Origin of the sequence: Caldalkalibacillus uzonensis (assembly GCF_030814135.1) — a bacterium.
In the GTDB taxonomy this organism is placed as follows: Bacteria; Bacillota; Bacilli; order Caldalkalibacillales; family Caldalkalibacillaceae; genus Caldalkalibacillus; species Caldalkalibacillus uzonensis.
In genome coordinates this window covers 1-18,202 of the sequence record NZ_JAUSUQ010000017.1, presented here as the reverse complement: position 1 = coordinate 18,202, position 18,202 = coordinate 1, and the positions used below count along the sequence as shown (strand labels likewise).

Genomic DNA, 18,202 nt, shown 5'->3' with positions numbered 1-18,202 from the left:
TTCATTTAAGCATGGTTAAATTCAAGATGGAGTGAGGGAGAGGATAACATGGCGAAAGAAAAAGTGGTACTGGCCTACTCAGGGGGACTGGACACCTCTGTTTCGATAAAATGGATTCAAGAGAAATATGGTTATGATGTGATTGCCCTGGCTTTGGATATTGGGGAAGGAAAAGATTTGGATAAAATTAAGCAAAAAGCATTGGATGTCGGAGCCATCAAATCGATCGTGATTAATGCTAAGGAATTGCTGGCCAAGGAATATATTTTACCTTCACTCAAAGCCAATGCTTTATATGAAGGGAAATATCCCCTTTCTTCAGCCATCTCTCGCCCGCTCATTTCCAAGCTGCTGGTGGAAGTGGCCGAGCAAGAAGAGGCAGTGGCTGTGGCCCACGGCTGTACGGGTAAAGGTAATGACCAGGTGCGTTTTGAAGTGTCCATTCAAGCGCTCAATCCCAACCTGCAGGTGATTGCTCCGGTGCGGGAATGGAGCATGACCCGGGATGAAGAGATTGAATATGCCAAGCAAAAAGGCATCCCCATCCCGGTTGATCTGGATAACCCGTTTTCCATTGATGCCAACATCTGGGGCAGGGCCTGTGAAGCAGGCGTACTGGAAAATCCGTGGACTGAGCCGCCCGAAGCGGCCTTTGCCTGGACACAACCCCTGGAAAAAACACCGGATGTCCCTGAGTACATTGAAATCGAATTTAAGCAGGGGGAACCGGTGGCCTTGAATGGGGAAAAGATGGGCCTAGTCAGCCTGATTGAAACCTTAAATGAACTGGGTGGCAAACATGGGGTAGGCCGGATCGACCATATTGAAAACCGTATGGTGGGCATTAAATCCAGAGAAGTGTATGAAAATCCGGCTGCACTGATCCTGATCAACGCCCACAAAGAACTGGAATTCCTGACGCTGACCCGGGAAGTGACCCAGTTTAAAGCACTCGTTGACCAGCACATGGCTAAAATCATCTATGACGGACTATGGTATTCCCCATTGAAAAAGGCCCTGGATGCTTTTGTAGAAGAAACACAAAAATCGGTGAACGGCAAAGTACGGGTGAAGCTGCATAAAGGGCATCATACAGTTGTCGGCCGTTACTCTGAACACAGCCTCTATAACGAGGAACTGGCCACCTACTCTAAAGGAGACCTGTTTGACCACAATGCGGCTGTTGGGTTTATCAAGTTGTGGGGCTTGCCCACCAAAGTGTATGCTGAGGTGCATAAGCAGGGTCAGAATACAGCGGGCCAGGGACAAAGCCAGCAGAAGGTTGAATCAGCTGTGGCCGCCAAAGTTCAGCAATAACTGGAACAAGAGCAACAGCAACAGCTTCATCCAGTGAGTCAAGTTTATTCAGTGATGAGGATGATGTACAATGCAGGGGTGTGGGTCAAGGCCAAAGCTGGCCGAATAGTGGCCCACTCTTCTTTTTATCACTTGAGTGATTTAGAGTATGTGCAGATTCGTGAGCCAGCAGAGGAGGAAGCAGATATGACTAAATTGTGGGGAGGACGTTTCACCAAAGCGACAAATAAACTGGTTGAAGAGTATACAGCTTCGATCTCCTTTGACCAGCAGCTAGCAGAAGAAGATATTGAGGGCAGTCTGGCCCATGTGCAGATGTTGGGCGAGTGCGGTGTGATTGCCCCGGAGGAAGCGGAGCAGATTAAGCAGGGTCTGTTAAAAATTAAGGAAAAAGTTGAAAAAGGCGAGATCCAGTTTAGTGTGGAACATGAAGATATCCATATGAACATTGAGAAACTGCTCATCGATGAAATTGGCCCCGTGGGCGGCAAGTTGCATACCGGACGCAGCCGGAACGACCAGGTAGCCACCGATATGCATCTCTATCTGCGGAAAAAGATTAGCTTCTTGATCCAACTGCTGGAGGATATACAGCAGGCCATCATCAAGCAGGCTGACGCCCATGTGGAGACGATTTTACCCGGCTATACCCATTTGCAGCGGGCCCAGCCAATATCCTTTGCCCATCATTTGTTGGCCTATTTTTGGATGTTTGAGCGGGATAAGGGGCGTTTCAAAGACAGTTTGAAGCGGGTTAACCTCTCCCCCTTGGGAGCAGGGGCTTTGGCCGGGACCACCTTTCCCATTGACCGGAGGCGGTCAGCGGAACTGTTAGGCTTTGATGATATCTATCCCAACAGCCTGGATGCGGTGAGTGACCGGGATTTTATCTTGGAGTTTTTATCCAACGCCTCAGTATTGATGATGCATATTTCCCGGCTGTCAGAGGAACTGGTGATTTGGTCCAGCCAGGAGTTTCAATTTATCGAACTGGATGATGCCTTCTGTACAGGCTCCAGCATTATGCCCCAAAAGAAAAATCCGGATGTGCCTGAGCTGTTGCGGGCCAAAACGGGACGGGTCTACGGACATCTGATAGGACTGCTCACCGTATTGAAAGGTTTGCCTCTGGCCTATAACAAAGATATGCAGGAAGATAAGGAAGGCATGCTGGATACCGTGGCCACACTGGAAGGCGCCTTACAGCTTTTGGCCCCTATGCTTGAAACGATGCAGGTTAACACAGGGAAGATGCGCCAAGCGGTGCAAGAAGACTATTCCAATGCTACTGATATCGCCGACTATTTGGTGAATAAAGGTTTGCCGTTCCGCGAGGCTCATGCCATTATCGGGCAAGTGGTGCTGTATGCCATTCAGCATAAGAAATTCTTGCTTGATCTGAGCCTGGACGAGTATCAGCGGTTCAGCCCGCTGTTTGCAGAGGACATTTACGAGACTTTGCAACCGAAGCAAGTGGTGAGCGCACGCCAGAGCGAAGGAGGCACAGGTTTCACCCAGGTTAAAAAGCAGCTGGAACTGGCCAAAGCAGTGCTGGGGGGGAAGGGATAAACCGGCCATAAGCGGCCATTTGGCCCGTCTTGAATGAGAGGTGGAGGATTCTATGCGGCGTAAAATTGGCATCAAGCAGACCGCAGGCCTCAAGCAGAGTGGGATACAACCGCCATCTTGTGCGGGGCTTGTGGCCGGGAATTATCCATTAAGGACGATCTCGGTTGTCAGTTTCACTGCCCCGCCTGCGGTGCCCCCTTTAACCCCCGCTGTGCCCGCCACTATCATTTGTACTTTGCACAGTAGCGGGACAGCTGTATTTATCTTAAATGTTCATCCAGACTTTTTCGCCCATATTCTTCAGCTACTTTATGTGTATCATACTCTTTGCCGGGATTCTCAACCCCTCTGTGTTCAGCTCTGGATTGATTTTCATCTCCGGGATGATCAGCGGCAGTATCGGCAGTGGGTGACTTCACTTCTTCCCAGTATAAGGCTTTATATGTTTCATCGTTTTGTCCTATTTCAGTAAGATAGGTGTTTTCTCCCGGTGAAAAGTTGGCCGTTTGCAAATTTGGGACAGCGGTCTTTTCTTTTTTGCTCATAAACCGAACTCCTTTTTTAGGTAGTTACGTCTATAGTTTAGGTAAAAGTCGGAAAGTTATACTGTGGTTACGTCGAGTGTTTAATTAAGTTTTTGTTAATCTTTAACACTATATTTACATTAAAACTCTCCTCAATTCTCCTCACCCTTGTTATCAGCCTAGAAGCACGTTCTACTCACTTTTCTCCCTGCTTTATATATTTTTTTACAAAAGCTTATGTTCCTCTTAATACCAAATTAATAATCGTTTATTAAGATGGAAACAGCAACAGCGAAAGGGGGAGAACCTCTTTTGTTGGATAATGTGGAGAATCTCGCTAATTTAGGTTACTTGGGAAAGGAGGAAACCAATACAGTGCACGTCGGTATAGCTTCTACCCTGTGTTGGGCCTATCCGATCGAAGATGTTATTTACCTGGCCAAGGAAGCAGGTGTTGTTGGCGTTGAAGTGTGGGCTGAACATGTCTGGGAACACGGTTCTGATGTGGATACAATAGACCGGGCCCGAAAAGAAACAGGAATTTTCCTTACAGTTCATGCTGCCAGCTGGGATTTAAATCTATGTGCCTTAAACGAGGGGATCCGGCTCCAATCGATTAACGAGATCAAACGCTCCCTGGAACTGGCCTCCCGTATAGGTGCTGACAACGTCACCTTTCACCCTGGTAAACTGACGCTGGCTGCTGTGGAGACCGAGTGGTATGAAGCCCGGATGTTCCATGCTTTAGAACGTATTGTTGACTTGGGACGGGGCTATGGCTTGACCCTTTCACTGGAAATGATGGAATGGAAAAAAGATGAGTTTATCACCACACCTGGTATGGTGGCCAAGATGATCAACCCCTTCAGCCCTGTGCTTAAAACCACCTTTGATGTGGCCCATATCCCCCTTGATCAGGATATTATCTCCATCTGGCGGCAAACGCCCCATGTGAACAAAATCCATATCAGTGATGCCACAGCTCAAACCCTGCACTTGCCACTTGGCTCGGGGGATATTAAGCCGGATATTCTGGACATGTTTTTGCAAATCAGAGATGTTCCTGTCATTATTGAAGGGTTTGATGCCTCGCGGGAGCTGGTTTGGCTGGAAAAAAATTTGCGTTTTGTGACTCAAAGCGTGACAAACCCGGTTGCGGAGGTGACAAATTGAACATTTTGGTCACCAATGATGACGGCATCTTTGCGCCAGGAGTGGAAGCCCTTACCCAGGTTTTGCAACATTTCGGCAATGTCTACGTTGTCTGTCCGGATCAGGAGAAAAGTGCTGTCGGCCATGCCAATACCCTGCGAACCCCTTTGAAACTGACACCTGTGGATCTTTTCCCTGGGTCAAAAGGTGTTTGGAGCGTAAATGGAACGCCAGCCGATTGTGTCAAGCTCGGCGTAGAAGTATTACTGAAGGAAAAACCGGATATCCTCTTCTCCGGCATTAATCTGGGACCTAATCTGGGCCGCGATATTTATTATTCCGGTACAATGGCCGGAGCTGTGGAAGCCTCGCTCTATCACGTTCCTGCTGTTGCCGTATCGTTACAGGCTTTTAAAGAAAAGAAAGTGAATTACACCAGAGTCAAACAACTGTTTTACCATGTGGCGGAAATGATTTTACAGCATACTATTCCCCAAGGCATTTTTCTAAACATCAATCTGCCTGACCTGCCCAAAGATCTGTGCAAGGGAGTTGAAGTTGTTCCTTTAGATATGACCGTTTCCCGCTACCGCTATGTGGGCTTAAATGACCCTTACGGACAAGTCTACTATTGGCTCACAGATCACTTAATCCAATTAACTGAGTTTAACAGGGACAGCGATTATTTGAAACTGAAAGAAGGTTACATTACAGTTACGCCTGTTTCTGTTGATCACCAGTTTAACAACAGGCGAAAAATTGAGCAAATTAGAAAGTGGTTTAAACCACTTTCATTTCAAACATCGTCTTCAGTTAGGGAGGAAAGTCATCATGCGTAAATATATGTGGGTCATGATCTTGTTGTGCGCTGCACTTCTTTTCGCCGGCTGCAGTCAAAGCGAAGAATCTTCTGCCAGTCAGGAACAAGACCATGAGGCCCCTGATACACAGGTAGAAGAACGGGCAGGAGTATCCGGCATCCTTCATTTTTATACGTCACAACCTGACGAGGATGCTCAAGCTTTAGTTGAGGCATTTACTGCCCATTATCCCGAGGTTCAGGTGGACATCTTCCGTTCAGGCACAGAAGAAGTGATAGCCAAAATTCAGGCTGAACACATGGCCGGAGGTATTCAAGCTGATGTTTTGCTGGTTGCCGACGCAGTTACCTTTGAAAGCTTAAAAGAAGAAGGGTTGCTGCTTGCTTACCATTCTTCCCAAGCGGCTGACATACCGGCTGAATTTGTCGATCCCGACGGTTATTACTATGGGACCAAAGTGATCACCACTGCTATGGCCGTCAATTCCAATCTGGTCACAGAGATGCCGTCTAGCTGGCATGTCCTCAGCTCAGAAGAGGCCAGAGGCAAAGGCATTATGCCCAGCCCGTTTTACTCAGGTGCGGCCGCTTACAACGTGGGCGTGATGAGCAGAAACGACGCCTTTGGGTGGGATTTTTTTGAAGCATTAAAAGCGAATGACATGACCGTCACCCAAGGAAACGGCGGAGTGTTGCAGGCAGTGGCTTCCGGTGAAAAAGCATACGGCGTTGTGGTTGACTTTTTAGTCGCCCGGGCCAAACAGGAAGGCTCGCCTGTTGAGCTTATTTATCCAGAAGAAGGCGTGCCGGCTATCACGGAACCCATTGGCATTGTGCATAACACTGAAAATATAACAGCGGCCCAAGCCTTTGTTGACTTTGTCCTGTCCGAACAGGGGCAGCAGTTAGCGGTGAGACTGGGATATACCCCCATTCGCTCTGGCTTATCTACACCTGAAGGATTAAAGTCGGTTGATGAATTAAACATTTTGACGGCAGATATTTCTGAACTTTATCAATACCGGGAACAAGACAAGCAACAGTTTGGTAACATTTTTGGGCAGCAATATTTGGCTCACCAAGCCGAAGAAGGAGAGAGGACAATGTATTCCAAGCGCTGGTGGCCCCTGGCAGGTTTGCTGCTGATTGGCATCTTTTTTGTCATCCCTGTCTTACGCCTTATTGGCCTGAGCTTTACAGCAGATGAGGGTTTGACTCTGGCTCATTACAGTCAGATTTTGCAGGAGGCGGCGACATGGACTGCCGTGAAAAATACATTGTTCATTGTCTTGGGTGCTACCGGGGTTTCCGTATGTTTAGGGGTGACCATCGCCTGGGCAGTGGCTTATCTCAATCTGAGACACAAAAAATGGATGCAGCTGTTTATCTTTTTGCCGTTTATTATTCCGTCATATATTACAACCTTGGCTTGGGTTCAATTTTTCGGCACAAATGGACCGGTACAAGCTGCCGTTAGCTGGCTGCCCTGGGAGTTGAACGTCCCTAGCCTGTATAGCATGGGCGGGATTATCTTTGTCATGGGCTTGTCCCATTATCCCCTGGTCTACCTGCTCACAGTCGATGTGTTGCGCAGGATTCCCCGGGAATTGGAACAAGCGGCTCGCACCAGCGGCGCTGGCCAGAAACTAGTGATGACCAAAATCATCTTTTCCATGGCTTTGCCAGGGATTGTCAGCGGGGGAATGCTGGCCTTTTTAACCAATTTGGATAATTTCGGCATACCGGCCTTTTTAGGCATACCAGCCAATATCCGTGTGCTCAGCACTTACATTTATGAACAGGTCGCTGCTTTTGGGCCTGCTGCTTTTTCCAGGACTGCTGTCCTCTCTGTTCTGTTGGGGATTATCGCCTTGATCGGCACGTTATTGCAGTGGCTGCTTCTAAAGCGCAATCGTATCACGGAAACGGTCAAACCGGATCCTGAATCCCGTATCTTCTTAGCGTCAAGCTGCAGAAGGTTAATCGAACTCTTCATGTGGGGATTTTTGCTGACCACCAGTCTTGTTCCCCTGCTGACCATGGCAGCCACAGCATTGATTAAGGCCTACGGACTCGACTTTAGCCTGGCTAATTTGTCGTTTAAAAACTATCACTATGTGTTATTTAAAGACCCCAAAACATTAGCCGCTCTGAAAAACAGTGTGAAACTGGCCCTGTCTACAGCGGCGATCTGTGTGCTGGCCGGCACGGTGCTCGCCTATCTGCGCCATAAATACCATTCGTTGTGGACCAAAGCGGCTGAAATGATGGTCACCTTGCCCTATGTTTTGCCCGGCACGGTGCTCGCTTTGTGTATGATTTTGGCCTGGATGGAGCCTGTGCCAGGATGGAATCCGGGATTGTATGGTACAATCTGGCTGTTGTTGATCGCTTATGTCACACGCTTTCTTATCCTGCAACTGCGGGCCAGTTATGCGGCATTGACCCAAGTCGATGTTTCCATAGAGGAAGCAGCCAGAACAGCTGGCGCTTCAGCACTGACGAGGTGGAAGAACATCATGCTTCCCCTGCTTCTGCCGGGGGTATTGGCCGGTGTCGTGCTTGTCTTTTTAACGGCCTTGACGGAGTTGACGGTCTCCAGCTTGCTGTGGTCAAGCGGGGCAGAAACGATTGGTGTGATCATTTTCAGTTATGAACAAGCTGGCTATACTCCCTATTCAACGGCATTTTCCAGTCTGATTGTCGCTGTGATCCTCAGTGGAGGAGTCGCCTTTATGGCTGCTGACAAGCTGTGGAGAAGGAAGGTGTTGAAACAAAATGATTCAGCTTCATGATGTCAGCAAAACGTATGCAGGGCAACCCGCACTTTCAGCTGTTAACTTGACCATTGAGCGGGGTGAGTTCGTGGCCATTCTGGGTCCCTCCGGATGTGGGAAGACGACCTTGCTCAAGCTGCTGGCTGGCTTTATTAAACCGACTGTTGGCACGATTACGATCGATGGGGTGGTGGTCGCCTCCCCGTCACATGCTTTGCCTCCAGAGAAACGCAACATCGGTATGGTTTTTCAGTCTTTTGCCTTATGGCCGCATATGACCGTTGCCGAACATATCCGCTTTCCTCTGTTACACCACCGGTATGTGACATCCAAATTAAAAGAAAATATTGAGCAGCGGGTGAGAGAGGTGTTGAAGCTGACAGGGATGGACAGGTTTGCTGACCGGTATCCAGCTGAGCTGTCAGGAGGACAAAAGCAGAGAGTATCATTGGGCCGGGCCATAGCGCCACTGCCAGGCTTGTTGCTGATGGATGAGCCTTTAAGTGCACTGGATGCCGAGCTGAGGATGGAGTTAAGAAGGGAAATTCAGGCTATTCACCAACAGACGCAAGCAGCTATTGTCTATGTGACCCATGATCAGAGCGAAGCGTTGGCTATGGCTGACCGGGTCATTGTGATGAATGACGGTCATATTGAACAAGCTGCACCGCCTGAGACAATTTACACCCAGCCACAAAGCCCTTTTGTGGCCACCTTTGTGGGCAAATGCAATCTGGTTGAAGGAAGATGGGAAGGTGAGTGCTTTAGGCCGGCTCATGCCCCAGCAGAACGGTGGCCGGATACCGGCGTGGTGGCTGAATTTAAACGGCAAAACCTTTATCCCGTCCGTCCCGAGCAGTTTAAGCTCTTCCCAGCTGGAGAGACGTCAGTTGCAGCCACCGTCACCTTTGCCCAATATCAAGGACAGGAAATTCATTATACGGTTCAAGTTGGGGAACAAACGTGGACAATCTATCAACCGGCCAGCAGCCGCCGTTTTATGCCAGGCGAGCGGGTAGGGCTTGTGCCTGTTTTTGCAGAGCCGCAACCGCACCAGCAAACTTTAGCATCATATATCATTTAAACAAGCTATTACCCATACATCTGAAATACCTGCCAATGACATGTTTTTTGTATTCTGTATTTATGTGACATGCAATCACGAAATAATTTCTAATTTGCTGGTGATGACCTGGGCGTGTTGGATGTAGTCGTCCATCGTTTTTTGGGCATTTTTGGCGTAAAATTTGGCGATAATCCCTTTCATACCGATTCCCTTGTACCCTTTGGTTTTAGCCATGGCTATTATTATCCTTCCTCCAACTAACTTTCTTATCATAGCGGTAATCTAAAAAAACAAGGAGTCCATGCATGATCAGTCCAAACCCAATTCCGGCTCCTGCACAGGCAAACAATGCAGCCAACCATGCTCCTGTCAGCAAACCGACAGTCATAAATGCAGCAGCGGCCATAATCACACCAGCCGCGTAAAACAATCCGACTATCATCTCTATTCTCTTATCCATCTTTATTTGTTCCTCCTACACCTTATGATATATTTAAACTAACAACGTTAGTCACCTAACACTGTTAGGTTTAACATCTAACAGTGTTAGGTGTCAATCATTTTTTCCGGAGGGATAATAAAGTGACTGTTTCTAAAGAAACAATTGTTGATCAGGCCATAGCTATCTTAAACGAGAAGGGCATAGAGTCGCTGACCATGCGTGAACTGGCCAACAGGCTCCAAATCAAGCCAGCTTCCTTATATTGGCACATCAAGAATAAACACGAGCTTTTTGAATTGATCGCCGAACACATCTGTAAACAAATCCCTTTAAATGTTGATTCTAACAATGAAAGGGAGCAGATTATACAAATGATGTCAGCTTACCGGAAGAACCTTTTACAGATCAGGGACTCAGTGGAGATTTTTAACGAAACACCACCCTCAACCCCCGCCAGGATTAACATTATTCTAACCATCTTAAACAAGTTAGAAAATATGGGAGTGAAAAAAGAAAACCTGATCCAAACAGGTCATTTGCTGAATAATTATGTCCTTGCTTTTGTTGCTGATGAAATTAGGATGCAGGATGTGGCTAAGATGGGCACAGAGTCATTTTTTGGATACCCCTATGATTTTGATTTTGATCAGCAATTTATGTACGGCCTGGAAGTGATCCTGAATGGGATAGAAAGCATGAAAGATGAATGAAAGGCTGTATACTGCTTTCGAAACCATCTGATGACTTAATTACTTCACCAGCGAATGGCGATGGGCATATATGGCTGCTTGGGTGCGGTCTTCCACGTTGAGTTTGGTCAGGATATTGCTGACATGGGTTTTAACCGTCTTAATCCCGATCACAAGTTCATCGGCAATTTGCTGGTTTGTTTTTCCTTCAGCGATAAGGCGCAATACCTCCAGTTCCCGTTCGGTCAGTTCTTCATGTGGCAGCTTTTGTTCTCCTGAGCGCATGCGCTGCATCATTTTGCCGGTCACTTGGGCTTCCAGCACGGGTTCTCCTTTATAAGCAGCACGGATGGCTTCGGCAATCTGGGGAGCACGGGTGGTTTTTAACAAGTAACTCATGGCCCCGGCTTCAATGACCGGATATACTTTTTCGTCATCGACAAAGCTGGTCAGCACGATGATGCGTGCTTGGGGATTGTGTTTCATAATCCGGCGGGTGGCTTCTATGCCGTCCATGCCATCCATAACCAGATCCATGAGAATGACATCCGGTTTAAGCTCCAAAGCCATCCTGACGCCTTCTTCTCCGTTGTCTGCCTCACCTACGACTTCAATATCCGGGGCAGTGGCCAAAAATGCAGCAAGCCCCATGCGCACCATTTCATGATCGTCGACCAACAGCACACGAATCACCGGTTACTCCTCCTTTTTTTCCATTTGGACAAGCGGGACTTTCACGTTTATTTGCGTCCCTTTGTTGGGCAGCGAAATGACTTCCAGCACACCTCCGATTTCGTTGACCCGTTCGTTCATGGTACGCAACCCATATGAGGAATGCTTTTCTTTATCGGGATTAAAGCCGATGCCGTCGTCCTGCACTTTAAGGCGGATTTGGTCTTGTACGACTGCCAGCCAAACCTGCAGTGATGAGGCCTTGGCGTGGCGCAGGACATTGGAAATAGCTTCCTGGATGATGCGGAACAGATGGTCCTCAATCCCTTTGGCCAAGTCGGGCAAGTCTTCTATTTCCCACGAAATGGCCAGATCATGCTTCTGTTTTAGTTCATTAAGCAGGTCTTCAATTCCTGCTTTTAACCCTTTTCCCTCCAAATGGGCCGGCCGCAGGTGAAGCAAGAGCGCCCGCATTTCGGACTGGGCGTTACCGGCCATCTCTTCGATCATGGCCACTTGCTGCTCAGCTTTGGCAGGATCAGCGGCCAGTGTTTGCTGTACCGCAGAGGTCATCATGGAAATGGCAAACAGCTGCTGGCTGACAGCATCATGCAATTCCCTGGCCAGACGCTGGCGTTCTTCTGTAATGGCCGCTTGCTTCAGTCTTTCGCTCCATTCGGCCCGTTCCGTGGATAAACGCTGCAAGGACACAATTTGTTCTTTGACCCGCTTGCCCATCACATTCAGCCTTTTGCCGACAGTGCCGATTTCATCGCTGCCCAGATCTGGCACCCGGAAATTATAGTTGCCCCGTTCAAAGGCCATGGCCGCTTCTTCCAGCTTATCCAGCCTTTTTTTCATCTGTTTGCCCGCCACAAAGCCGAATACGGACCCTATCAGCATCACAGACATCAGGAAGTATAAAATAAAGGGAAGCCCAGCAATGGGATGCAGGGCAATAGTCACCATATCCTGTTTGCTGATAATGGAGATAAGCAAGAGTGAAAGCAGGCCGATAACGAGACCCAAGCCGACCGAATACCGGACCCATTGCCACTGTATATTAGACAACATACGGTTCATTACACATACCTCACATCAATGTCTCCTATACCGAGAGACAGGATGATGTTAACCCGTTTGGTTGCACTGTCATAACCTGGGGTCTGGGTTGTCACACGGCGGGTCAATCCGTCCTGGTGATAGCCCAGTATGTCCAGATCCCCCAGAAAAACACCGGCCTGAACAGACACCTCCAGTTCGTAGGGGACATAGACATGGATGTCTCCTACCAAACCATTGATCTGCAACGTGGTCTCCCCGGGCGGGATGATGGCTTTGGACAGGTCAATTTTGACATCGCCGATCCCGTTGTTCACTTTCATGTCGCGCAGCTCAAAGCGGTGATGGTGCAACATGAAATCACCAATCAAACTGGAGACTTGGTAAGGTTGGTGATAACGGGTGTGTTGATGGTGATCCGACCCATCTTGTTTAGCAGAATGGGCCGCTCCGCCGTGATGATGAAGATGCTGCTCTATCCAGTGCTGGCCGTGGTGAACGGTTTCTTTGACTTTATGCACAATTTTCTCCACTTCGCGGTCGATGTCATCTTCAAAGCGCCATTTTTGTTTATGTTTCCGTTTGTGTTTCTTTTCTTGCTGCTGGGCGTGTTGTCCAGTTCCGAGGGGGTTCCCGTCATCTTCGGTCCACTCCCAGTCCATCCATTCCTCTTCCTTCGGCTGGGGATTATTTGGCTGCAGCAAGCGGTAACCGAAATAGATCATGAGAGCAGCCACTAATAGACCGGCAATATCAATCCTGAGGACATTGTGAAAGAAGGATATAATCCCAATTACAGCAAAGATACCGCCGATCATCTTGCGCCCGCGCTGCCATAAGTAAAGTCCGATCACGAAGAACAGGACGGGAACGATCACCATGCTGAACAGCCAGATCATATTTAAGGCTGAAAACAGCGCACTGAGCCCAATAAAGAGGATAACTATTCCCAAGATCATACGGCCTGTTAATCGCATAAGGTTTCCTCCAATGAAGCTTGAGCGTCCGCTCCTTCGTCTGTATGCACAAGAAATCAGCGGTGATTACGCTCAATGTTAATCTTTCCTGATGAGACCCGCAATTCGATTGGCACATCACCGTTACCTACCGTCCCCTTCAGATCACGGCGGGACTGGGCATGCACCATGAGCGGGAAGTCGGAATAAACCGATCCAGAACTTGTTGACGCTGTCAGCTCAAATGAAGACGTCTCAGGCAGATGGAGCGTGATGGTTCCGGAACTGCCCTGCCATTTGACCGGGGCATCCAAGGAAACCATGTCAATGGTGACAGACCCGGAAGAGGACTTGCCCCGAATCTCCCCTGCAATCCTTTCCAGATTGACTTTTCCGGAACTGATCTTGATGTCATTCAGCTCGGCTTGCAGATCTCTCACGGTCAGCCTCCCGGAAGAGCCGTCATAACGGAATGATTCAACGGAGACATCTTCAATCGTGACACTTCCTGAGCTTATATCAACGTCCAGATCCTGCAACTTTTCCAAACCGCTGATGGCCAAGGACCCGGAAGAGGACTTAACATAGAGGGATTCGCTGTAGTTATGGGGTAAGGTGACGTACAGTTCCTCTTTGAATTGCCCGCTAAACAGGGCTATGATGCCTCCCAAAAAATTAAAGGACGACTGGTTCACTTTGACAATCAACCGCTCTCCTTGCTGGATGGTTTCAATCGTCGACTGGCTGCCCTCCCTTTTTTTCAATTCCAAGCCGATCTGGTCTGTCTCTGCCGTGGAAATATACACAGCAGCACTCTGTACATTAATGTCAATACGTTTGACGTCCTCAATAGGAAGGATGTGTGATTCTCCTGCTTGCCAGCCGGTGCGAAAATCCCAGGACGGCAACAGCGGCTTACCCACAGATACAATTGCAATCAGTATACCAATGGCGATTAAACTGATGCCGAGCAAACGTCTCATAGCCAGTTCATTCTTTCCATATAAAGTCTCCTTTGTGAACAACCTTCTATTAGTGTACCTAAGAAATGCCAGCTTGGCTATCCTGCCATGCATCATGTGATTCAGGTATGCACAAGGTAAAAAGTGGCGAACGAGGATGACTCGCCCGCCTGGTTGAGATTAAGCTTCTTTGTGTGTATTCTGGGTTGGTGAAGCAGCTTCAGTGTCTTTTGGCTGCTCGTTCTTTTTTTTCAGTTGTGCCAGTTCCTGTTCAATCTCCTCGTCGGGCTCCAGAGCTGCCAAGCGTTCCTCCAGGGAAGCTGGCCGTCCGGTTTGACGTACTTCCAATTCTGTTTCCATTTCCAAAATGCGTTCCTCCATACGTTTGAACCCTTTTAGAGCGCTGTCGGTGTCAAATTTGGACAAGGCCGTGTGCATTTGTTTTTTTGTTTTGGCGGCATGGGCCCGGGAAATCAGTTCATATTTGCGGTCCCGCATCTGGGTGTACTTTTCCTTGAGATCTTTTAATTGTTCTTTCAGTTCCAACACTTTTTGTCTGGCATCTTGAGCCATCTGTTCATACTGCTTCACTTTTTCGGCATAGTGTTTCTTCTCGCGCAGTGCACGGCGGGCCAGCTCTTCTTCACCGGCTTCCACAGCCAGGGTAGCCTGGCGCATGCGTTTCTCCACCATGTGTTGGGCTTGGTTTTTATACTCGATAAATTTCTTTTCAATCATGGATTGTTTGACGACAGCTGCTTCTGCCTTTTCAATTTCTGCTTCCATGTCCCTTAAGTATTGGTTGAGCATGGCCACTGGATTTTCCAGTGCATCCAGTCCCTCATGAATCGTGGCCAGGGTAATGTCACGCAAGCGTTTAAACACCATAGCAAATGCCTCCTTAAATCATATTTTTAATTTTTTGCACGGAGCTTTCAATTGCTCATTACGGGTTGGATTTCATAATGTTTTCCCATTCTTCATCAAACGGGTCATCCAGTGTTTCATCCACAGGTTTGTAACCGGAAGACGGTGAAGTGTGTGATGGTGAATCCGGTTCGTTTGTAATCAGTTTGTATCCGGCGTAGATCAAAGCGACGCCGAGTAAGAGGCTTAACACCACAGGCAACGAACCAACCAGGATAAGCAGACCGAAACCCAGCACGATACCTCCCCATATCCGGGAGCCTGCCTTCCACTGTTTGGCTCCGTAAGCGATCAGGAGAGCCCCGATGGCGAGGCTGATTAACCCGCCTACATGGATACCCAGCATGCCCAACAAGGCAGAGGCACCGATGAGCAACAGTAGTAAGCCTAAAAGTTTCTTTCCTGACATGTCACTGCAACCCTCCTTTTTCCGACCGGCTTGATTTTATTGTAGCCCGCAGTTGAGGGAAAAACGACGAGCCGCAGATTGATTTTTAAATCCGTCTCGGGTCGGACATGTCCCTCCGGCTTTGAATGGAAGGGAAAGAATTCGGTAATTTAAAGCAGGAATGGAGTTGCAGCAGGTCGAATATTTTCCACTATTGAATATTGAACAGCGGAAGTTGACCGTTGAAAAGGAGGCAGGGTCATGCAAGCCGCAACGTTTCTTCAGGAGCTGGAAACCTTTTTCAGACTTCATCAAAACGAGGAGAATGCACGGCCGATGAAGCAATACATGAGGAACCAGTTTGATTTCTTAGGGATCAAAACACCACAGAGACGGGAATTGCTGCGCCAATTTTTAAAGGATCATCCGCTTGCGGAACATCAATTGGAAACTGTCGTAAAAGGTTTGTGGAACTTGCCTGAGAGGGAGTTTCAATATCTGGCCATCGGCATTTTGGAAAGAACAAAGAAAACATTCAATGCTGAGGATATTGATCTGTTGGAGTATCTGATCACACATAAATCATGGTGGGACACAGTGGACGGGATTGCCACAAACCTGGTTGGGGATTACGTTAAAGAGCATCCTCAACGCGGACGCACGTACATGAACCGCTGGATTGACAACCCCAATCTGTGGCTGAAACGGTCCGCAATTCTACACCAGTTGAAGTATAAAGCGGAAACGGATGAGGCGCTGCTTTATGCTTATATAGTAAAATGTAAGGATTCACAGGAGTTTTTTATCCAAAAAGCGATCGGCTGGGCATTGAGAGAGTATGCCAAAACCAATCCCGGCTCGGTCCGGCGTTTTGTAGAAGAAACGGACTTGCCTGCTCTGAGCCGCAGGGAGGCGTTGAAGCACATTGGCTAATGGGCGATTGGAAGGGGGACGTTATGATGAGGTTACGGGTTATATTGAGACCTGAGGGGGAAAAACTGCAGCTGCCGGTTAATTACCAGCATATTTTACAAGGGGTTATTTATCATCATATTGGTGATACAACGTTGGCCCGTTTTTTGCATGACCATGGCTACCAGGAAGGGGCCAAAACTTTTAAATTGTTTACGTTTAGCCGTCTGTTTGGTAAACATCATCTTGATTTAAAACAGAGGATGATTGAGTTTACGGGCCCAGTCGAATGGGAAATCAGTTCGATTGTACCAGAATTTATACAAAGTGTAGGACAGTCACTGCTGGCCTCTTCTTCGCTCATGATTGGGGAGGGGAAAGTCAGTGTAGAAGAACTTCACTATTCGATGCCATCTATTAAGAATTTTCCGTGTCGGATTATGATGCTGTCTCCATTAACCATTCATCAAACGGTAGAAGGTGACAACGGAAAAAGACGAACCCACTTTTTTTACCCTGAAGATCCAGTTTTTCCGCTTTTAATTGAACAAAATCTGAAGAATAAGTATAAAGCCTATTTTCAACAAAACGTTCATGGAGAATTCTCGATTAAACCTATCAAAGTGAGAAAAAGAGATAAGGTGGTCACACAGTTTAAACAGTTTTATATCACAGGTTACATGGGAGAATATGAAGTGGAAGGGCACCCTGATTTACTTAATTTTGCTCTTTGTGTAGGGCTTGGTGTCAGAAATTCATCCGGCTTTGGCATGTTTCGTGTCGTCGATCCTGAGTAGTGTTAAAAACCCGGGGGATCGACGGTGCAGAATATTCTGTCAAATATGTTCTGGATACAGTTAAATAAAGGTTTGGAGTTAACCGTGTAAAACATTTGAATGGAAGCAGGATTTTCAAGTTAAAGATCGAAAGTAATATTAGCAGTACTTTTTGGGTTCAGATCTTACCTATGAGGAATTGAAACATCAAATCGTATACCTCTTTCGAGATATATTCGGTCAAGTTCAGATCTTACCTATGAGGAATTGAAACTCGTGCGCCGACCGTAGCTTTCGCGCATCCCTTCGCGTGTTCAGATCTTACCTATGAGGAATTGAAACTGATCGCGGGAATCCAGATACTTTTGTGTCAATACAAAAGTTCAGATCTTACCTATGAGGAATTGAAACTGTGATGGCTCTGTGGTTTGAAGAATTGGCCGAGTTTGAGTTCAGATCTTACCTATGAGGAATTGAAACCTCAGCGGTGTTCACCGTCCTTTCTCGTATTCTCGCGGTTCAGATCTTACCTATGAGGAATTGAAACCATTTCTAAGTTTCAACTCAACGTCTACCCCGGAACGTTCAGATCTTACCTATGAGGAATTGAAACATTTTTCTGGCCTGGCGTATAATGTCTGCCTCTTCCCGGTTCAGATCTTACCTATGAGGAATTGAAACTGTTGAAAATACTAGGATCACTCGAGATACATACAGGCGTTCAGATCTTACCTATGAGGAATTGAAACTTGGTGGGACGGCAGGTCTACACAGCGCAGGTTTACAAGTTCAGATCTTACCTATGAGGAATTGAAACTCTGTGTGGAGGTTATTCTATGAGGGTAACTTGGGGGTTCAGATCTTACCTATGAGGAATTGAAACGCGCTTTCTCGGCGCAACTCCTTGACATAATCCTCGTGTTCAGATCTTACCTATGAGGAATTGAAACGACATTGACAATAATTTTTGGTTTAGAAGCTCCTTGTTCTGATCTTACCTATGAGGAATTGAAACTTTTGATGCCGATTCAGGCCGCCTCACATTGGACGGCGTTCTGATCTTACCTATCCCGAAAATTTAAGTCCATGAAAAAAGCTAGGGGATGTTAACACCAGCAGATTGGTATTTGCTGGAACGAGTCATGTTAATGCACCTGTTGATTCTGTTTCGGTTAACTACGCTGTTTGATT

The 18,202-nt window shown here is 47.4% G+C and carries 18 protein-coding genes and 1 CRISPR repeat array; of the genes, 9 read left to right on the top strand and 9 right to left on the bottom strand.

From position 1 onward, the window contains the following. Window positions 1–48 precede the first annotated feature (48 nt). Window positions 49–1,317, top strand: coding sequence for an argininosuccinate synthase (locus tag J2S00_RS17225; RefSeq protein WP_307342749.1), 1,269 nt, complete (start codon window positions 49–51; stop codon window positions 1,315–1,317). 186 nt (window positions 1,318–1,503) lie between these two features. Next, window positions 1,504–2,886, top strand: a complete 1,383-nt coding sequence (argH, locus tag J2S00_RS17220) for an argininosuccinate lyase (protein ID WP_307342864.1) — start codon at window positions 1,504–1,506, stop codon at window positions 2,884–2,886. 260 nt (window positions 2,887–3,146) lie between these two features. Here argH and J2S00_RS17215 read toward each other — a convergent pair whose 3' ends face one another. Further along, window positions 3,147–3,431 (bottom strand): hypothetical protein, encoded by a 285-nt coding sequence (locus tag J2S00_RS17215; protein WP_307342746.1) that lies wholly within the window; start codon window positions 3,429–3,431, stop codon window positions 3,147–3,149. A 255-nt stretch (window positions 3,432–3,686) separates the two neighbouring features. Here J2S00_RS17215 and J2S00_RS17210 point away from each other — a divergent pair, with 255 nt between their 5' ends. Genes J2S00_RS17210 through J2S00_RS17195 form a run of 4 tightly spaced genes read left to right on the top strand, consistent with a single transcriptional unit; the run spans window position 3,687 to window position 9,243 of the window. Beyond that, on the top strand, window positions 3,687–4,583 hold the full coding sequence (locus tag J2S00_RS17210; RefSeq protein ID WP_307342743.1) for a sugar phosphate isomerase/epimerase family protein: 897 nt from the start codon (window positions 3,687–3,689) through the stop codon (window positions 4,581–4,583). After that, complete coding sequence (surE, locus tag J2S00_RS17205; protein WP_307342740.1) at window positions 4,580–5,401, top strand: 5'/3'-nucleotidase SurE; 822 nt, start codon at window positions 4,580–4,582, stop codon at window positions 5,399–5,401. The genes J2S00_RS17210 and surE overlap by 4 nt, the downstream gene beginning before the upstream one ends. Beyond that, window positions 5,394–8,177 (top strand): extracellular solute-binding protein, encoded by a 2,784-nt coding sequence (locus tag J2S00_RS17200; protein ID WP_307342737.1) that lies wholly within the window; start codon window positions 5,394–5,396, stop codon window positions 8,175–8,177. Before surE ends, J2S00_RS17200 begins: the two co-directional genes overlap by 8 nt. Next, window positions 8,161–9,243 (top strand): ABC transporter ATP-binding protein, encoded by a 1,083-nt coding sequence (locus J2S00_RS17195; protein WP_307342735.1) that lies wholly within the window; start codon window positions 8,161–8,163, stop codon window positions 9,241–9,243. Before J2S00_RS17200 ends, J2S00_RS17195 begins: the two co-directional genes overlap by 17 nt. Window positions 9,244–9,318: 75 nt before the next feature. Here the strand turns inward: J2S00_RS17195 and J2S00_RS17190 are convergent, their stop codons facing one another. Next, window positions 9,319–9,459 (bottom strand): hypothetical protein, encoded by a 141-nt coding sequence (locus J2S00_RS17190; RefSeq protein ID WP_307342732.1) that lies wholly within the window; start codon window positions 9,457–9,459, stop codon window positions 9,319–9,321. Beyond that, on the bottom strand, window positions 9,452–9,685 hold the full coding sequence (locus tag J2S00_RS17185; protein ID WP_307342730.1) for a hypothetical protein: 234 nt from the start codon (window positions 9,683–9,685) through the stop codon (window positions 9,452–9,454). The genes J2S00_RS17190 and J2S00_RS17185 overlap by 8 nt, the downstream gene beginning before the upstream one ends. Window positions 9,686–9,807: 122 nt before the next feature. On the opposite strand from J2S00_RS17185, the gene J2S00_RS17180 reads away from it, so the two are divergent. After that, the gene (locus tag J2S00_RS17180; protein ID WP_307342727.1) at window positions 9,808–10,377 is read left to right on the top strand and encodes a TetR/AcrR family transcriptional regulator; all 570 of its coding nucleotides are present in this window, start codon (window positions 9,808–9,810) and stop codon (window positions 10,375–10,377) included. Between the two features lie 39 nt (window positions 10,378–10,416). Here J2S00_RS17180 and J2S00_RS17175 read toward each other — a convergent pair whose 3' ends face one another. From J2S00_RS17175 to J2S00_RS17150, 6 genes are all read right to left on the bottom strand, one after another. After that, the gene (locus J2S00_RS17175) at window positions 10,417–11,049 is read right to left on the bottom strand and encodes a response regulator (protein ID WP_307342726.1); all 633 of its coding nucleotides are present in this window, start codon (window positions 11,047–11,049) and stop codon (window positions 10,417–10,419) included. 3 nt (window positions 11,050–11,052) lie between these two features. After that, the gene (locus tag J2S00_RS17170; RefSeq protein ID WP_307342723.1) at window positions 11,053–12,111 is read right to left on the bottom strand and encodes a HAMP domain-containing sensor histidine kinase; all 1,059 of its coding nucleotides are present in this window, start codon (window positions 12,109–12,111) and stop codon (window positions 11,053–11,055) included. Then, window positions 12,111–13,067, bottom strand: coding sequence for a cell wall-active antibiotics response protein LiaF (liaF, locus tag J2S00_RS17165; protein WP_307342720.1), 957 nt, complete (start codon window positions 13,065–13,067; stop codon window positions 12,111–12,113). The genes J2S00_RS17170 and liaF overlap by 1 nt, the downstream gene beginning before the upstream one ends. A 56-nt stretch (window positions 13,068–13,123) precedes the next feature. Next, a complete protein-coding gene (locus J2S00_RS17160; RefSeq protein ID WP_307342718.1) occupies window positions 13,124–14,029 on the bottom strand; it encodes a DUF4097 family beta strand repeat-containing protein in 906 nt (301 codons plus the stop codon). Window positions 14,030–14,188: 159 nt separating this feature from the next. Continuing rightward, window positions 14,189–14,896 carry a PspA/IM30 family protein gene (locus J2S00_RS17155; RefSeq protein WP_307342715.1) on the bottom strand — a complete coding sequence of 236 codons (708 nt, stop codon included), beginning with the start codon at window positions 14,894–14,896 and terminating at the stop codon, window positions 14,189–14,191. 58 nt (window positions 14,897–14,954) lie between these two features. Further along, window positions 14,955–15,344 carry a LiaF transmembrane domain-containing protein gene (locus J2S00_RS17150; RefSeq protein WP_307342712.1) on the bottom strand — a complete coding sequence of 130 codons (390 nt, stop codon included), beginning with the start codon at window positions 15,342–15,344 and terminating at the stop codon, window positions 14,955–14,957. Window positions 15,345–15,584: 240 nt separating this feature from the next. Here J2S00_RS17150 and J2S00_RS17145 point away from each other — a divergent pair, with 240 nt between their 5' ends. After that, a complete protein-coding gene (locus tag J2S00_RS17145) occupies window positions 15,585–16,256 on the top strand; it encodes a DNA alkylation repair protein (RefSeq protein WP_307342709.1) in 672 nt (223 codons plus the stop codon). A gap of 26 nt (window positions 16,257–16,282) precedes the next feature. Further along, the gene (gene cas6, locus J2S00_RS17140) at window positions 16,283–17,032 is read left to right on the top strand and encodes a CRISPR-associated endoribonuclease Cas6 (protein WP_307342706.1); all 750 of its coding nucleotides are present in this window, start codon (window positions 16,283–16,285) and stop codon (window positions 17,030–17,032) included. A gap of 155 nt (window positions 17,033–17,187) precedes the next feature. After that, a CRISPR array of direct repeats spans window positions 17,188–18,026; the repeat unit is 30 nt; unit sequence GTTCAGATCTTACCTATGAGGAATTGAAAC. Window positions 18,027–18,202: the final 176 nt, after the last annotated feature.

Bases quoted from the DNA above. Each gene is read 5' to 3' on its own strand.
- J2S00_RS17170 (WP_307342723.1), bottom strand. From the start codon at position 12,111: ATGAACCGTATGTTGTCTAATATACAGTGGCAATGGGTCCGGTATTCG.
- J2S00_RS17195 (WP_307342735.1), top strand. From the start codon at position 8,161: ATGATTCAGCTTCATGATGTCAGCAAAACGTATGCAGGGCAACCCGCA.
- cas6 (WP_307342706.1), top strand. From the start codon at position 16,283: ATGAGGTTACGGGTTATATTGAGACCTGAGGGGGAAAAACTGCAGCTG.
- J2S00_RS17210 (WP_307342743.1), top strand. From the start codon at position 3,687: ATGGAAACAGCAACAGCGAAAGGGGGAGAACCTCTTTTGTTGGATAAT.
- J2S00_RS17225 (WP_307342749.1), top strand. From the start codon at position 49: ATGGCGAAAGAAAAAGTGGTACTGGCCTACTCAGGGGGACTGGACACC.
- J2S00_RS17215 (WP_307342746.1), bottom strand. From the start codon at position 3,431: ATGAGCAAAAAAGAAAAGACCGCTGTCCCAAATTTGCAAACGGCCAAC.
- argH (WP_307342864.1), top strand. From the start codon at position 1,504: ATGACTAAATTGTGGGGAGGACGTTTCACCAAAGCGACAAATAAACTG.
- J2S00_RS17160 (WP_307342718.1), bottom strand. From the start codon at position 14,029: ATGAGACGTTTGCTCGGCATCAGTTTAATCGCCATTGGTATACTGATT.
- J2S00_RS17190 (WP_307342732.1), bottom strand. From the start codon at position 9,459: ATGGCTAAAACCAAAGGGTACAAGGGAATCGGTATGAAAGGGATTATC.
- liaF (WP_307342720.1), bottom strand. From the start codon at position 13,067: ATGCGATTAACAGGCCGTATGATCTTGGGAATAGTTATCCTCTTTATT.
- J2S00_RS17150 (WP_307342712.1), bottom strand. From the start codon at position 15,344: ATGTCAGGAAAGAAACTTTTAGGCTTACTACTGTTGCTCATCGGTGCC.
- J2S00_RS17185 (WP_307342730.1), bottom strand. From the start codon at position 9,685: ATGGATAAGAGAATAGAGATGATAGTCGGATTGTTTTACGCGGCTGGT.
- J2S00_RS17200 (WP_307342737.1), top strand. From the start codon at position 5,394: ATGCGTAAATATATGTGGGTCATGATCTTGTTGTGCGCTGCACTTCTT.
- J2S00_RS17155 (WP_307342715.1), bottom strand. From the start codon at position 14,896: ATGGTGTTTAAACGCTTGCGTGACATTACCCTGGCCACGATTCATGAG.
- J2S00_RS17145 (WP_307342709.1), top strand. From the start codon at position 15,585: ATGCAAGCCGCAACGTTTCTTCAGGAGCTGGAAACCTTTTTCAGACTT.